Annotated in this window: 16 protein-coding genes; 2 read left to right on the forward strand and 14 right to left on the reverse strand. The window is 49.7% G+C overall.

Annotated features, from left to right (window positions below):
* Positions 1 to 111: 111 nt before the first annotated feature.
* The 3 genes from B9D94_RS25895 to B9D94_RS25905 all read right to left on the reverse strand — a co-directional run bounded on the left by B9D94_RS25895 (position 112) and on the right by B9D94_RS25905 (position 3,008).
* Positions 112 to 927, reverse strand: a complete 816-nt coding sequence (locus B9D94_RS25895; RefSeq protein ID WP_148248338.1) for a hypothetical protein — start codon at positions 925 to 927, stop codon at positions 112 to 114.
* Positions 917 to 1,459, reverse strand: a complete 543-nt coding sequence (locus tag B9D94_RS25900; protein ID WP_006207907.1) for an RNA polymerase sigma factor — start codon at positions 1,457 to 1,459, stop codon at positions 917 to 919. The genes B9D94_RS25895 and B9D94_RS25900 overlap by 11 nt, the downstream gene beginning before the upstream one ends.
* Positions 1,460 to 1,613: 154 nt before the next feature.
* Complete coding sequence (locus B9D94_RS25905) at positions 1,614 to 3,008, reverse strand: MATE family efflux transporter (RefSeq protein ID WP_148248339.1); 1,395 nt, start codon at positions 3,006 to 3,008, stop codon at positions 1,614 to 1,616.
* 156 nt (positions 3,009 to 3,164) lie between these two features.
* Between B9D94_RS25905 and B9D94_RS25910 the strand changes: the two genes are divergently transcribed.
* Together B9D94_RS25910 and B9D94_RS31180 are read left to right on the forward strand one after the other, a co-directional pair.
* Entirely contained in the window at positions 3,165 to 4,034 is an 870-nt protein-coding gene (locus B9D94_RS25910; RefSeq protein WP_148248340.1) for an AraC family transcriptional regulator, read from the forward strand.
* Between the two features lie 188 nt (positions 4,035 to 4,222).
* Positions 4,223 to 4,375 carry a hypothetical protein gene (locus B9D94_RS31180; protein ID WP_006207904.1) on the forward strand — a complete coding sequence of 51 codons (153 nt, stop codon included), beginning with the start codon at positions 4,223 to 4,225 and terminating at the stop codon, positions 4,373 to 4,375.
* Positions 4,376 to 4,492: 117 nt separating this feature from the next.
* Here B9D94_RS31180 and B9D94_RS25915 read toward each other — a convergent pair whose 3' ends face one another.
* The 11 genes from B9D94_RS25915 to B9D94_RS25960 form a co-directional block, all read right to left on the reverse strand.
* Positions 4,493 to 5,044, reverse strand: coding sequence for a hypothetical protein (locus B9D94_RS25915; protein WP_148248341.1), 552 nt, complete (start codon positions 5,042 to 5,044; stop codon positions 4,493 to 4,495).
* A 141-nt stretch (positions 5,045 to 5,185) separates the two neighbouring features.
* Entirely contained in the window at positions 5,186 to 6,769 is a 1,584-nt protein-coding gene (locus tag B9D94_RS25920; RefSeq protein WP_148248342.1) for a response regulator, read from the reverse strand.
* Positions 6,741 to 8,669, reverse strand: coding sequence for a cache domain-containing sensor histidine kinase (locus B9D94_RS25925; RefSeq protein ID WP_253806046.1), 1,929 nt, complete (start codon positions 8,667 to 8,669; stop codon positions 6,741 to 6,743). Before B9D94_RS25925 ends, B9D94_RS25920 begins: the two co-directional genes overlap by 29 nt.
* Positions 8,670 to 8,860: 191 nt before the next feature.
* Complete coding sequence (locus B9D94_RS25930; RefSeq protein WP_006207900.1) at positions 8,861 to 10,525, reverse strand: extracellular solute-binding protein; 1,665 nt, start codon at positions 10,523 to 10,525, stop codon at positions 8,861 to 8,863.
* A gap of 135 nt (positions 10,526 to 10,660) precedes the next feature.
* Positions 10,661 to 11,542: a carbohydrate ABC transporter permease gene (locus B9D94_RS25935; protein ID WP_006207899.1), complete on the reverse strand. Its 882-nt coding sequence runs from the start codon at positions 11,540 to 11,542 to the stop codon at positions 10,661 to 10,663.
* A 22-nt stretch (positions 11,543 to 11,564) separates the two neighbouring features.
* Entirely contained in the window at positions 11,565 to 12,560 is a 996-nt protein-coding gene (locus tag B9D94_RS25940; RefSeq protein WP_036643917.1) for an ABC transporter permease, read from the reverse strand.
* Between the two features lie 303 nt (positions 12,561 to 12,863).
* Positions 12,864 to 13,037 carry a hypothetical protein gene (locus tag B9D94_RS31185; RefSeq protein WP_172964001.1) on the reverse strand — a complete coding sequence of 58 codons (174 nt, stop codon included), beginning with the start codon at positions 13,035 to 13,037 and terminating at the stop codon, positions 12,864 to 12,866.
* Positions 13,038 to 13,227: 190 nt separating this feature from the next.
* On the reverse strand, positions 13,228 to 13,464 hold the full coding sequence (locus tag B9D94_RS25945; protein WP_006207897.1) for a cold-shock protein: 237 nt from the start codon (positions 13,462 to 13,464) through the stop codon (positions 13,228 to 13,230).
* Positions 13,465 to 13,560: 96 nt separating this feature from the next.
* Positions 13,561 to 13,761, reverse strand: a complete 201-nt coding sequence (cspD, locus tag B9D94_RS25950) for a cold-shock protein CspD (protein WP_006207896.1) — start codon at positions 13,759 to 13,761, stop codon at positions 13,561 to 13,563.
* A gap of 303 nt (positions 13,762 to 14,064) precedes the next feature.
* Positions 14,065 to 14,529, reverse strand: a complete 465-nt coding sequence (locus B9D94_RS25955; protein WP_006207895.1) for a hypothetical protein — start codon at positions 14,527 to 14,529, stop codon at positions 14,065 to 14,067.
* Between the two features lie 28 nt (positions 14,530 to 14,557).
* Positions 14,558 to 16,198 carry a cellulase family glycosylhydrolase gene (locus B9D94_RS25960; protein ID WP_148248344.1) on the reverse strand — a complete coding sequence of 547 codons (1,641 nt, stop codon included), beginning with the start codon at positions 16,196 to 16,198 and terminating at the stop codon, positions 14,558 to 14,560.
* Between the last annotated feature and the right edge of the window lie 92 nt (positions 16,199 to 16,290).

Raw genomic sequence — 16,290 nt, forward strand, 5'->3', positions numbered from 1 at the left:
ACGGAAGTGTCAACCGGAGGCTCTGCCAAAGGCGGTTTCATTGCTGCATCCCCCCATAACAAGGGCTGACACTGACGCTATCAACATCATTCTAATTTTATTCATAAATCCTTACTCTTTATCGTCCTTTGTATTTGTATTCGAGGTAATATGGAACTCTTCCATCATGTTCCGGAAACGTACGCCGAAGCCTTCCGAGGCCTCCAGGAAATACTGCTGCTTCACAACAAAGCTGCCGCCCTGCCCGTTATCAAAAACATAATACCGCACTACCGGATCGTCCCACTCTTTACCGCCGGTTCCGCCAATGGCACGCACTTCCCAGCCTTGAACCGGTTCCTCGACCAGATTCGACTCTACCTTCGGATAGTCTTGCAACTCACCCTGGATTCGCTCCGCTGCAGCTTTAGGGGCGATGCCCTCCTGCGAGATTTCCATGAACACTTCCGGATAGCGGTCATCCGTCGGCTTCTCCTTCAATTCAATGCGGTCAACGTCCGCTCCATGAACCATCTTAAACCGGCTCTCATCTATATAAATCACGTAATCCGCACCCTCATGCAAGGAATCCACACTTGTTTCCGGCATCCCTTCAAGCTCCTGCTCCACCGTTTTCTCTGGAGCAAACCATTCCTTCACCTGATCGATAAAAGCCTGGACAGGCACCGTCTGAAAGCTGACGGCAAACACGATCGCTGCTGCGGCTGCGGTTCCCACGATCCAGCCGGCAGCTCTTCGCCGAGGCCGGCGCCTTACCTTCGACTCGCGCGGAGTGAATGGCGCTTCGGATTCGGCCTTTTGCGGCGCAGGCTCACTATGAATACGCTCTTTAATCGACGTCCATATCTCATCTTTATATTGCATCGCATCATCCGTACCCTTCTCTAAGCTGTCTTTAAGCTGTTTATCCAATGGATCACGTCCCATGCTGATTCCCTCCCCTTTTTTGCAGCATCCATTCCTTTAACTTCTTTCTTGCTCTGAACAATCTGGATTTCACCGTGTTGACGTTCAGCTCCATCATGTCGGCAATATCCTTCTCGGCAAAATCATTCAAATATTTCAGAATCACCGGGATCCGATGCTCGTCATCAAGCCGCTGTACCATCTCGTACACCTCACCATGCCGGTCGAAATCGTAGGTGTCGGTTTCCGAAGGAAGATCCCGCTCCTCCGAAATCTCGGAGGGCACCATCCTCGAATGTTTCTTCAAATACCGGTTGCACTCATTATAGAGAATCCGGTTGAACCACGGATCGAAGGGCCTGCTCAAATCATAGGACCCCAGATTGCGGTAAACCCGGATAAAGGTTTCCTGGACTACATCGGCAGCGCTTGCCGCACTTCCGGTTACCGCCGTTGCCGTGCGAATCGCCCGATCCGCATATAACCGGTACAGCTCTTCAAAACCTTCATCGCTGTATTCTGTTTTTAGTCGTTGTATAAGGTCGTGTACCAAACCGTGTTTCCCTCCTTCCACTTGGCCAATCACTTATAATACCCTGCCATGCCGGAGAAAAGTTTTCGATATTTATTTTTTTTGTATCTCACAAAAAAAGGATACCTCGATGCCGCACGGCCGAAGTATCCTTTATCTATATTATACCCTGAAATTACACCTGTGCCGGTATCGGCTCGATTGGGGTCGTGTGATGGTTCATCGGCTCTGCCTGCCGCTCTGCCTTGCGCAGGTACTTCTGATTGCGCCAGCGGAAGTAAGACAGTGCACCTCTCAGATATTCGTCAGCGATCATGCACGAATAGATACCGATCAGTCCCCAGCCCATATGAACGCCGAGCACGTAGGACAGCACCGTGGCGACCAGCCACATCGAACCAAGGGAAATATACATCGTGAACCTCGTATCGCCCACAGCATTGAGTGAGTTGCCTAGTGCCATGTTGAGCATTTTGCCCGGCTGAAGAATCAGGTTCATGCCCAGCAGAGAGGCCCCGATTGCGATGATGGTCTGATCATTGGTAAACATGCCAAGCAGCTGCTTGCCGAATACAAACAAGATAAAGCCGTTAACAACAACATAAATCGTGCCGAAGCCCAGCGCGCGGTAGGCGCTTCGGTAGGCCTCCTTCGTACGTCCTGCCCCGAACAGATGGGCAATTTGAATTTGGGCGGCCATCGCGATGGACGAGCCAAGCAGGAAGCAGAAGGATTCGAGTGTATTCATATACGTGCGGGCAGCGAGCTCCGCAGCGCCAAGCGTAGCAATGAAGGTGTAAATGATGAGCTGCGAGAACACCCAGCAGGACATATTCACCCCGAGCGGCCAGCCGATTTTTAATACCTCGCCAAACAGCGGACGGTCAAACACTCGGAATTCTCTCCACTTGACCCGGTATTCAAACGAACGCAGGAATATATAGAGCAGCAGCAGCACAGCAAGCAGACGGCTGACCACCGTCGAAATTGCCACACCGGTTAGCCCCCACTGCGGGAAGCCAAAGGCCCCAAAAATAAAGCCGTAGTTCATAATCACGTGGATAATGTTCATCCCAATGGCTACGTACATGGGGGCTCGGGTGTTCCCGGTATTGCGAATGACGGTGCTCATCGTCGCCATCATGGCAATCAGCACCATGCCGCCCCCAACAATCGAGATATAGGTGCCGGCAAGTGGAAGCAGGTTCTCCGGCAATTGAAGGACAGCGGCAATCTGCTCCGGCACAGCAAATAAGATCACGCTGCATACGATGCCGATTAAGGTAGTCACACTTAGTGCCATAATCGCGATCGTTCGGGCATCCCCTGATTTGCTGGAGCCGATTTTTTGCGCAATGAGGATACCGGCACCGCTGGCAACTGTCATAAACAGCGTTGTCATCGCCTGAAAGAGCTGATTGGAGAAGCCTACCACCGCAACCGCGTCATCAGATATACGGCTAACCATCAATGTATCGACTGCTCCAAGCAGAAACTGCAGGAACAGCTCAATAAATATAGGCCACGCAAGGACCCATAGTGTAAATTTGCTTGTGTTTTTATCCAACATTCCAACCTCCACCCATGATGTAAGGGTTAAACACAATTCATGATAAAACGGTCTTTAACCTTCTCAAATTATAGATGGTATACTGGAGTTATAATATCATTTTCCGAACGAAAAATATAAAAATTCAAACCTCGAGGATCACGAAAGGGCTTTCCTATGACCATCCTGAATTTCACCGTTCCGCCGCTTCCGGAATATATCAATAGCGGTCTCACCCGGGCTCCCATCCATGGTGGACATCCCAACCGCAAGAACATCGGCATTTTCGATCTGCTCGTTGTCATGAAGGGTCGGCTTGATGTTACAGAGAATGGAAATCCCTATGAGATCAAACCGGGCATGTATCTCATCCTGCGGCCCGATACGCATCATTTTGGTACAAACGGATGTACCGAAGAGACCGATTATTACTGGCTCCATTTCCAGACCTCCGGGGACTGGCATGCCGACGAGACCGTCCAGGCGCCAAGAAAAGAGGAGGTGCCGGAGCTGAAAGCGATGGCGCCGAACTATTTTACCGTCAAAATCCCCCAGTTCGGCACCCTGCCTCAACCGGAGAAAGCCATGGAGCTTCTGGCAACCATGTCCTCGCTGGTTCAGTACGGCCATCAGGCCAAATTTTTATGGCGGCAGCAGGTGGTTTTTCAAGAGCTCATTGAACAGCTGACCGCCGCACTCGATACGCCGGTATCCTCGCCTTCGTCCGCTTGCGCCGAACGGGCCGCGGCTTATTTGCGGAAGCATTATCGTGAGGAATTCAAGGTGCAGGAGCTTGGTGACCGCATCAACTTTCACCCTGTGTATATTGCGCGCTGCATGCAGAAGGAATTCGGCTGCTCGCCTGTTGAATATTTGCAGCGCTACCGGATCGAGCAAGCCAAGATGCTGCTGATGCAGACGGATTTCAATATCAGTCGTATCGCAGAGGAGGTCGGATTCAACCATGCGGCCTACTTTACCTCCTGCTTCACGAAGCAGGAAGGCATATCTCCGCGGAAATATAGACAGCGGTTCTTTATGAATTAAAATCATTTTCGAAAAATTCGAGAAAGTGACTTGCATCCCGTGCGGGAAGTCTTTATAATGAGAATTAGCCACATGATAATGATTATCATTACCGGACAAGTGAGAATGTGTTGAGAATCTATGCAACACTTGAGGTTACACCTGTTTCGCTTGGAGAGTCTATAGATAAAAGGAGAGCCGATTGACTTATGAAAACGACTTCCCGCCGCTGTTCTCTGCAAATGGATGACTATCTGGACCTGCTGAATCTCGCCATCCAGCTCGGAGACGTGAAATGGCAGAAAGAAATCACCCGCAAAATGGAAATGACGCTGTCCATGCTGGAAACAGCCGCTCAGTAAATATAGAAGACACAAGGATTACATAATCCTGTATATAGGAAAGACACCCATCGCTAATTCCAGGCAGGAACCAGGAACCCCGGTAAGGTGTCTTTTTTTGCTATGTATGAATGCCTTCTACTTGACCGAATAACCATGAAGATCTTGCCCCAAACGTTTGTTAAGCGCTACCAATCCATCGTAATTGGATATATTCAGCGTCACCTCGGCACCCTCCTGCGACTCTGGTAGATAGTATACCTCGCTCATAAGGGAGAGCAGCGCTTCCGAATCCCGCATGATGAGAGCGTATTTATCCTCGTCAGCTTCCAGGAAACGACCGTTCTCTGCGTAGCTGTCCCGAATGCTATCCGACAAGGCCAGCATCTTCTCCGCAATCGGGTTTAACAATGAAGAATGGACAGCCTTATCCGCCGTCCTGGAGTATGCTTCAATCGCCGCAAGCTTCAATCGAACCTCCGCCAGGCGCGCTTCATGAAGCGGCATCGACTTCAGCTTCAGGATGTCGGTATAGTGGCTCCATATTTGAGCAAGAGACGTCCCCAATACGCTTTGCAGGGTCATTCTCGCCCCCTGCTCCATCCTCTTCTGATGTTCAAGCACAACAACGGTACATACAACAATTAAGGCTACAATCCATACCCAGACCCATTTGGCCGATTTCGACATGACACACCTCCAACAATTTATTTTACCATAAAAAGGATAAAGCAAGAGGTTGGATATCTCCTCTCACTTAAAACATCCCGCCATTTTCCAAGCGCAGAAAACGGCAGGATGATAAGGGATGCACAGGAAATGGCAGCCAGGCTATCCCTGCTGCAGCCCGGCATCCGTCTGAACCTTAATCCGGAATTCATGCGGCGAGATCCCTTCAAGCTCCTTGAACACACGTGAGAATTGCTTGATGTTCTCAAACCCGACGGCTTTGCCTATGTCTGTAAGCTTCAGTGTCCCATCCTGGATTAGATCTTTGGCCTTGGCAATCCGCAGCTTCTTGAGAAAGACCACAAAGTTCTCGCCCGTATGAGCCTTGAACGCTTCACTGAAATAGGAATAATTCAAAGAAACATGATTGCTGACCATCGCCATATTAAGCGGTCTATGGAAATTCTCCTCCATGTAACTCACAGCGGCTTTGATCTCGGAATGCTCGCTGTGGGCGGAGCGGATGCCCTTGATGTATTCATTCACGTTAAGCAGCAGATGCTCCAGATTTCTGAAATACGAGTGAAAATGACGGTAATTGTCCATCGTGCCTACCTTGCGGTACAGCTTCAATACCTCCACCATAGACTCCCCGTAAATTCGAAACACTTCATCCAGTACCTGTTCATTAATCCGCTTGCTGACCTGCTCCAAATAATCAATGGCTACATGCGGCATATCCTCGATATGAAAAATATCCAGCAGCAGCGCCTTGATCTCACGCTCGCGTTCTGTACCCAGCATATTGCCCAGCTTGCGGATATCCTCCTCCGGCACCGGATAGGTATGCAGCGCTCCCTGAATATCGTCATGACTCATCAACTTAACGTTAGGATGTATGAACGTATAATTCATCGCGGTCAGGGCTTGCTTGTAGCAAGCCCTGATATCTTCCACCCGGAAACCCTCGCAGCTGATCCCTACGAAGAGCCCGTCCATCTCTCGCTCGGTAAACTGCCGTGCAAGCTCCTCGAATAAACCGTCCGGGCTCCCGATCAGCACAACCTTTCCTGTGCCGTCCAGGAAGCAAGCACTGATTCGCCCTTCGACAGAAGCCATTATATGATCAATCAGTTGCTTGAGCTCATTCTTGTTCATGGCATTGCCGTCTTCATACTTATACTTCATCACTGCAAGTCGGAACGGCTTCATAAACGTATCAAAGCCGATCTCTTTCGCCGCAGCTTCCATATCCTTAAGGGAACCTTCCGGCTGCTCTAACAGCTCCTTCAGGCGATGGGCCTGCAGCTGCTGAAAATACACCTCGCTGGCCGCCATTCGTTTATGCACATCCGCCTGCCAGAGCAACGCTTCTTCCGTCTTTCTCAGCGCGGCGAACAGTTCATCCCGGCGAATCGGCTTAAGCAAATACTCCTTCACCTGATACCGGATCGCTGCCTTCGCATATTCAAAATCATCATAACCACTTAAGATTAGCACGATGGGCTTAACCCCCAGTGTGCTCTCCAGCTCAGTAAATGCCTCAATCAGGCGAATCCCGTCCATGACCGGCATCCGGATGTCTGTAATTACGATATCGGCCGGCTGCTCATGAAAGGAATCCAGCGCTTCCTGTCCCTGTGCAGCTATCCGGATATCGTATTGATCCGGGAACTCCCGTTCAATCATCATTTTCAGTCCATGCCGGATATTCTTCTCATCGTCTACGATCATCAGACTTCTCATGTCCACTGCCTCCTCCTGTTAACAGAACCTTAGGGAACGTCATGGTCACCTGCGTGAATATTCCTTCTTCGCTCTTCACTTCGAGTCCATAATCGTTTCCGTAGAACAACCGGATTCGCTGGTGCACATTCCGAAGTCCGATTCCTCCAGCCTGTGCCCCTCCCCTTCCGTAGTCCCCGGAAGGAAGGTCTTCATTGTCAACCGTGCGCAGACTCTCACCCAGCCTGCCCAGTCGATACGGCTCAATACCGATCCCGTTATCCGTTACGTTAATCGTAATTCGGTCCTCTTCCCATGCAATCACGTTGATCTTAACCCGTTTCTCCTGATCCAGCGCCTCTGGCCAGGCATGCTTGACGGCATTCTCCACAATCGGCTGCAGTGACATCTTGAGCACCTCAAGCTCCATAAATTCAGACGGTATGTTAAGCTCAAGCCATATCGGTTCATCAAAACGGATATTCATCACATCAATATAATTGCGGATATGACGGATCTCATCCCTCAGCTTCACGTACTCTCCCGACCACTTAAAGTTGTAGCGCATCATCCCGCCGAGCGAGGTCAGCGCGTCCGAGATCGTCCGCTGCCCTTCAATTTCCGCCAGCATCTTAATATTCTCAAGTGTATTGTACAGAAAGTGGGAGTCAATCTGACTATGCAGCGTCCGAAGCTCTGCCTCCTTGGTCACCGCTTGCTTCCTTACCCCTTGGGCAATCAGTTCGTTAATGGTTCGGATTAATTTGTTAAAATGATGCGCCAGCTCTCCAACCTCGCCGCCGCCCTGTATGGTCAGGCCCGCAGTGACTTCCCCTTTGCGGACTCTTTTCATTGCCTCCGTTAAACGCCTCAAACTCTTCAGGATGATGGAATTCATGTAGTACGTAATGATCGACAGCAGAATGATCAGCAGGATATTGGCTGCTATAATCTGGCCCTGGGCTTTGGATACGTTATTCAGAGCCCCTTCCAGCGACACGACATTCAGCACGTAAGCATGAAGCCGCTCCACCGGCGTTGCAATCAGCAAGAACGAGGAACCATTCACGCTGAATTGCGCATGCACCGTTTTTTCCAGATCATCGGCCTGCTGCCTCAGGTTAGCGAATTGGACCTCGACCTCTTTCCGCAAGCCCTCATGGCCGGTCATGAACGATTGGCTTCTGTCCATGAACAGCTGCCCCTCCTGATCTACGATCATCATCTGTGAGCTTTCATCCAGGATACCGGCAAAGGTCTTCGGAGCAAAGTACTTGAGCAGCATGTCAACCTGGACCACTCCGCTGTAACTCCCGAGATGGACCTGACGGATCAAGGATACCTTTGGCAATTCCTCGGACACATCCGCTGCGTAACGCTGTAAAATATCAGGGTCACGGTGGTTGAACACCCATAGTTCCCCACCGTTTAATTCCTTGATTTTAGAAAACCAGGGCTCACCGACAATCCGGTTCTCCTGAAATATAATAGGCCACATCTCCGTAACGTTCGGATTATCCGTAAATAAACGAAGGTGGGTAATGTTAGGGTTGTTCGTCTGAATTCGCTGCATGTCCTTAAATGGCCCCCAAGCCAACTCAATCAGCCATGCCGGTTCGGGTTCTTCACTCAACCGCAGATACTCCTTGATTCCATCATCCGAAATCGACAGCTGTGCAGCCATTTCGATCGCCTCAATCTGGTTAAGCATGTTCATCTTCTCGATCTCCAGCAGGAATGAGTTCTGGTTCAGCGCATCGCTAATATAGGTCTCCCGAATCTGCTTGAAAAAATAGTTCGATACGATGATGCTCGGAATGAGCAGAATCAATATATAGGCCGCAACCAGACGGCTCTGCATGGACCTGCGGCCAAACCAATAAGTAAACGATTGAATAAGCGATGCCATTCGTTTCACCATGACTGTCACATCCCGTTTTATGTAATGAACATACCCTAATCCAGAATGGACAAGGACAACAGCATCAGCCGATCGGATACAAACCCTATATTATCTCGTGATGCGACAAAAGGCACCCTATTTCGACAAAATCGAGGATAGGGTACCTAAAGCCTTCATTCTGTTCATCTACCAGATCGTAAACGAAATCCTTATTGCAGGAATTCCTCAAGCTTCTTCACGTTCTCTTCGTATTCTTTCTGTCTGTATTCATGCACTTTGGCAAATCCGAGCGATTCGCGTTTTTCCAAATAACCGTTCCAAATCTGATCAAACTCGGCATCGGTTTTGGCAAAGATCAGTTTCGGCAGTATTTTACCCCACTCGTTCATGACCTTGTCATTTATAATGCCTTCCTCAGAACTTGCATCCGGGTCCAATTGGTCAAATTGCGAGAAGCTTTCCGTCTTGCCGCGCGTCCAGTCTTCCAGCTGCTTGAACGGCTCTACAGCCGGAGGTGCCCAAGCAGGCGTAATATTGGTATCCATCAGCATCCAGAAGGTATGGGATGCTCCGTACTTCTTGTCGAACGCTCCGCGGTCGCTGTTCAGCAGCTGCGCAACTTCAGGCAGGAACTGGTCTTTGCCGTCAATCGTATCCCATGTTACGCCTTTTTCGCCAAGGTAGGTGTCACGCTGTCCTTCTTCGGAGATCAGGTAATCCAGGAAGCGGATGGCACGTGCTTTGTCCTTTACGTTCTTGGAGATCAATGTAACCGTCCAGCCGGAAATCGATGGACCGGACAGGGTCGGCTGATCCAGATTGGAGTTGGCCGGTCCGTCAACCGCGATGTACACGGAGTTCGGATCATTAGCAAACAGCGCGTTCTGCTGGTTCGCCATATCACTGCGCTGGTAGAGCATCGCGAAGTAACGGCCCTGTGCCATTTTCTCTTCCATTTGCGGACGTTTATCCACAAAGATATCTTTGGACATCAGTCCCTTTTCATTAGCAAGACGCAGGGTCTTGAGCCATTTTACATATTCCGGATCTGTCGTGCGGTCATTCAGCTTTCCGTCTTTATCCTGTGGAATGGCCAGAAAGTTCTGCAGGTAGCCTTCCAACGAGCTGTTGCCTTTTTCATGGAAATCATGCAGACCAAACGGAATGAGCGGTTGCCCGTTCACATCCGGGAACATTTTCTTGGCGTCCTCAAGCGCTTTCAGGAAACCTTCCGGTGTGCGCATCTCCGGGCTTCCAAGCGCCTCATACATGTCTTTACGTACCAGGAACGTTTGGTTCGACGTGATGTTGTCGCCAAACTTCTCATAGTCCTTCGGTGATGAGGAAGCATTCGGATAACCGTAGATGTTGCCGTCATCCTTCGTGTACCATGACACTTTTGCAGGGTCGGATACTTTATAGAAATACGGATCATACTGATCGGCCAATTCGTTCAGAGGCAGGACCAGATCGCCTTCAATCATTTTTTTGACAGCGTCTTCATACCATCCCAGCGTAATAAAATCGGGCAAGGTACCGGATGCAATCATCGTATTCATCTTCTCGGCTTCGTTCCCCGCCGGTACGATCAGGTTAAGATTCACCCCGGTCTTCTTGGTTACGTATTGGGAAGTAATATCCTCGCCCCATTTGTTCGGGAACCAGGCAAAGTTGATGTACCAGTCAAACGTAATCGGTGAAGTGTCAACTTGCCACCCCGGCTGATCCTGAGTCAGTTTCACTTCTTCTGCCGGTTTTTCCTCCTCTTTTTCCGACGCGCTATTATCACCGCCGGACGAGCATGCTGTTGTAAAGGCCATGACCAGTGCGAACATCAACAACAGAAGGCTCTTTGGCTTAAGCATCTTGCTCATGTGTTTTCCCCTTTTCTTATTTAAAAATATGATTATATAGAACTCCCGCCGGATGTGGCAAGAGAAGCTACCGCCTGTATCTCTCTCTCCTCCCGGATTTCTCCGGAAGATGGGAGAGGAAAGCTGAACACCGACTTATCCCTTAATGGAACCAATCATCATCCCTTTGACGAAGTACCGCTGCAGGAACGGATATACGAATACAATAGGCGCAGTGGTCACCACCATGGTCGCCATTTTGATTGATTGCGATGTGACCGTCTTGGCGACACCGCCCGGAACCTGGGCCATCATCTGGTTGGAGCTGGATTGAGCCACAACCTTATACAAATACGTCTGGATCGGCTGCAAATCCGTATTGTTAATGTAGATAACCCCGGTGAAATAATCGTTCCACTGGAACACCCCATGAAAAAGTGCGATCGTCGCGATAACCGGCATAGACACTGGCAGCACCACCCGGAGGAAGATCGACCAGTCGTTGGCTCCGTCAATCTTCGCAGCCTCCTCCAGACCGTCCGGGATTTCCCGGAAGAACGTCATGAAGATGATGAGATCGAAGAAGCTGAACATTGCCGGAATGATGTATACCAGGAAGCTGTCCAGCATGTTTAAGTCCTTGATCAGCAGATAGGTAGGAATGAGGCCCCCGCCAAAGAACATGGTCACCGTTCCCATCAGAATATACAACTTGCCGCCAATCAAGCCTTTGCGGGAGAAAGCATACGCAACCATTGCCGTGAAGAGGACGTGGATCAACACGCCGATCACGGTTTTGGCCACGGTAATTCCCATGGCAGTCATGATGCCGGAGCTCTGAAACACCGCGCTGAAATTCTCGAAGCTGAATACCCGTGGCCACCAGTAGATACCTCCGCGCATGGCATCCTGCCCGTCGTTGAAGGCATTCACCAGCACGTACCAGATCGGGTATATCGTCAAAAAGCATACAATCAACATGCCAAAGTTGTTGAATATATCGAAGAAGGCTTCGCCTTTGGTTCTGCGTTTAAGCATGGAATTTCCGTCTCCCTTCCCGTTAGAATAGTGATGTGTCGTTCAGCTTTTTGGTAACCTGGTTCGCGATCAGCAGCAGGATAATGGCAATGACGGACTTGAAGAGTGCGACCGCTTGCGCGTAGGAGTAACGTCCGTTCTGCATCCCGGTGTGGTACACGAAAATATCGATTACGTTACTCGCGCTTTCATTAAGCGAGTTCCGCAGCACCAAAATCTGATCGAAGTTGGAATTGAGCACACCACCGACCGCCAGAATGAAAAGAATGGAGATGGTCGATTTGATACTTGGAAGCGTAATGTACCACATCTTCTGGAACCGTCCTGCACCGTCAATCGTGGATGCCTCGTACATTTCAGGAGAAATGCTGGCGATGGCTGCCAGATAAATAATCGCAGACCAACCAAGCTCCTTCCATATATCCGAGGTGATGATAATCCCCCAGAAATATTTCGGTTCGGCCAGATACGTGATCGGCGCATCAATGATATTCAGAGCCAGCAAGATATTGTTGATAATTCCGATGTCGGCAAGCCAGGTCATCAGAATGCCGCCCAGTATAACCCATGACAAGAAGTGAGGAAGATAAGAGATCGTCTGGATTGTTCTCTTGTAGCGAACAGACCGAATCTCATTCAGGAAAAGCGCAAAGATAATCGGAAGCGGAAAACCGATGAACAGCTTCAGCAAGCTGATGCCGAGTGTGTTCCGCATGACGTTCGTAAAGTCCTCGTCCGAGAAAAACTCCTTAAAATGCTCCAGCCCAACCCATGGGGCCTCGCCAATGGACTTCACAATGTTGAATTCTTTAAATGCGATGATGACACCGTACATGGGAATGTAGTTAAAGATGATCATCCACACAATGCCGAGCAGTGCCATAATTTGAAGATGCCGTTGACCGTAGAGCTTTCGGAGCCATCTTTTTCTATCAAGTTTCTTCTGATCCTGCGCAGAAGGTTCCCTCGATGGACCGACACCGGTTTCGGAAACGTCGGCATGAAGTTGATTTTGCATGGTTATGACCTCCAAGTTGATCCTATCAGATTGAAAACCCTTACATTCTCTATGTTTCTATTGTAGATCGTACTTCCCCTGCATGTAAGGTTTCAGATTTCGTTTCAAGGGGCTCATTTTTCGGGTAAACTCCCTCGATGAGAGCCCTTGTCCTCCCCATAACACAAAAAAGGCATGAACAGCAGCTTCAAGAGCTGTCATTCATGCCTCAATCCTGCAAATGAATCCTGCTATCCGTGATCTAACCGATCACGTCAGCAGCATTATCCGCTTTTTTCCAACGTATATCAAACGGTTTCCCAGTTAATCCTCTTTGTCTTCCTCACGCTGTTCCTGTTTACTCTCGTGTTCCTGTTGATACTTCTCACGCATCAGCTTCTGCATGATGAATTTCTCCTGATCGTTCAAGCCGCCTTGGTTCTCCTGAATGATCATGTTGTCGATGTTTCGCTTCAGTACCTCGGTTTGCGTGTTCAATACATTTCACTCCTTTGAATTTTGCGACCCCTATGCTGCGAAATCACTCTGAGCTCAGAATGTTAAGGGTACACATATTACTAACCATTCTCCTTCCAATGAAACAGAAATAGACGGATTTACCATAAAATCCGAAGGTAGCTTCAAGAAGAATTCGTATTTGCCCAGCGCTTTCTCTAGGTATTAGCTGCTATTTGCGTTCGATCTGAATCCCCTTAGCCAGAGATTTCTGTTGTTTATTGGTATTAACAAGCTGCGGCAGACTTCTCGATTCCTTGACCATAGGGGAATGACACAAATGGCATACCGGTTCCGTGTCGAACGCAAAATCGTCCCGCATCCACCCTTTGCAGTCTTCCTTTGTGCATGCCCAAACTTCCGTTATTTCTTCAGGAATACTCTCCATCGAGTTTTTACGCGAATACATGAACGCTCCTCCTTATTTTCGTCTTAGAAAACAGAAACGCCGTATAAAAGAAAACTGCCCTTAATGTCTCACATTAAGGGCAGTTTTCAATTGTAATTACAATTTAACAACGTTCTCAGCTTGTGGTCCACGGTTTCCTTCAACAATGTTGAATTCAACGCGTTGGCCTTCGTCAAGCGTTTTGAAGCCGTCGCCTTGGATCGCGCTGAAGTGAACGAATACATCGTTACCGCCTTCAACTTCGATGAAACCAAAGCCCTTTTCAGCATTAAACCATTTAACAGTTCCTGTTTGCATGGGGGAATCCTCCTTGATATATATTTACATGACCTTTTTTCTTCGCAGACGGAATAAAAAAATTCACATATTGCACAAGGTTACCAGAAATGACAACCCTCTACAATATGTGAATTCAGGTCGATTTCGATATTCATATCTTAACACATCTGGCCGCCGATAGCAAATACCAAACCAAAAGATTCTGCGTAAAATTATAAGCTGCCTTATTCGGCATCATTCCGATTAACCACAGCGAGGCATATACAACTCCCGGCATATGCCGGGAGCCATATATAGAGCCTTTATTTCACAAGGAAACGTTTACTTGAGCAGTTCCTCAATCGTTTCCTTCCACCGCCCCAGCACTTCATCCGGGTCGTGCAGCTGGATCTTCACCGCCGAGAGAATGTCGGCATACTTCGCGATATCCTCGCGTACAGCCACCACTTCGGCGGCAAAACGCTGCCGCGGATGCCGGGCATCCGGCAGATCGGGAAGTGCCTGAAGCCGCAGCCGAACATAATGGGCTGCTCCATCATGAATAGCCACCAGGGTTGCCTGACCTGAGCGCAGAAGGTTCCCGGTTGTCACCGTCCCCGGCCAGAGCGCAAGTCTAAGCCTGCTCCGGTCCAGAGCGACAATCTCTCCTACGCTTATCATCGCCGTATGCGGCCACAGATCTTCCGTTACACTAAGCAGCATCATTGCCGTGCCCTGCTTCGATTCCAGATCGGAGCCGTCCAGCCATTGGTACAGCCCTTCCGATATACCAGCCTGCTCTGTCACAGCCGCATCTCCCCTTTACCATCTAAATTCAACGGGATTCCGAGAACTCCAGCCAATCCAGCTCGATTACGCCTTTGTTCACCATCATCACCACATCGACCGGTCCTTCCTCGACCGGCATAGCCTCAGTCAGCTTATATATTTGCCACTGCCATTCACCGGACTCCGATAACGAGATAACCTCAGGCTCCCGCTCCCCTACCTGAAGCATGATGTCTACGGAACCCGTCGGAAGCTGCGCCCGAATGTCCAGATCGAAGACGCCTGCTGATGCGCTTAGCGCATCATAAGCGAGCCAATCCCCCTCCTGGAGCTGCAAGCATACCAAGTTATCCTCTACCCATGGCTTGCCGCCTTCCGGCGCATAACTTGGTTTTTCCATCTTGCCTGTAATCATCCGCATCGGAACACCGTCACGAACCCGAAAGCCGATATCCTGCCTGGCCTTTGCTCCAACATGGTAAGAGAGGCCCTCACCACGATATCCGTAAAACTCTGCCGGGATCTGTATGGGCAGCTGGCGCAGCAGGGACCGGGACACGTTCGGATAGGCATCACATGCTTCCAGCGGAAGATGATCCAGGTATTGGCCCAGAATAGCCTCCGCTTCGGCAGGAGATGGCTTCGCTCCACCTTCCAGATAACCCGTCAGTTGATCCCAGCCCTCCGGCATTCTGATCGAGAACGGCGAGTTTTGAGTGTTCATCTTCTTCCAAGTCCAGAAGTTCCAGGATATATTATGGTCCTCGAACATCCGAAATGCCCCCGTGTACCACTGCGGGTTGTTCTCGCCGCCCTCCCCCATGAAGATCGGCACATTCCATTCCTCGCGCAGATCAAGATACTTCTGAATGCTCTCCGTATCGGGATTATTCCAGTACTTATGGAATTGCAGCATGAGGTTGTCATCAAATTTATCGTCGAAAATACTCCAGTCCGTAGACCAGTGCACTCCTTCCAAAATAATCATATGCCGCTTGTCCACTTCGCGTATCGCTGCGGTGATCTCCTTGTACAGCGGCATCACCCGGTCATTGTACTCGCTGAACCAATCCGGCAGCGGCTCATTGAGCAGGTCGTAACCGGCAACGATCCATTCATCTTTATATCGCTCGGCCAGCATCCGCCACAGCGCCACCGTACGCGTTGCGTTCAGCGGGTCGGTGAACAGCTCCGGTAAATCCCGCTCGGAATCGTCTATATTCGCACCCGTCTGTCCGCCAGGTGCGCCGTGCAAATCCAGAATAACATACAGCGAATACGTCCTGCACCAATCGATGACCCGGTCGATCATCTTCAAATGACCTTCGTGATATGCAAAAGGCGGCTGCTGCCCCTCCTCCATAATGAACCTGGCATTGATGGGCACCCGAATCGAGTTGTAGCCCTCATGGGCCATTTGCCGAATATCAGCTTCGGCGATATACCGTTCATAATAGGTTTCCCAGAACGCCGATGCCTTCTCCTCTCCGATCAGATCTTTGACCATGCCTTCGATGCGCCGCGGACGGTCTCCCTGCTCCGGCAGCTTCCACATATATCCTTCCGGCAACAGCCAGCTTCCCAGTCCGACGCCCTGCAGCAAAATCTCCTGACCATCCCCATTAATAATCCGTTTGCCATCCGCCTTAATGAAACCGCTTACTATTTGATTTCTGCTACCACTCATATTGCCATTCCCTCGCTTTCATGTATGTAACGAATGTGGTTGACCTGTGTTTAAAACAAAATATAACATGACATTCGGACAGCTTAACCTCA

It is taken from the genome of Paenibacillus sp. Cedars, from assembly GCF_003184205.1.
In the GTDB taxonomy this organism is placed as follows: Bacteria; Bacillota; Bacilli; order Paenibacillales; family Paenibacillaceae; genus Paenibacillus_AQ; species Paenibacillus_AQ glucanolyticus.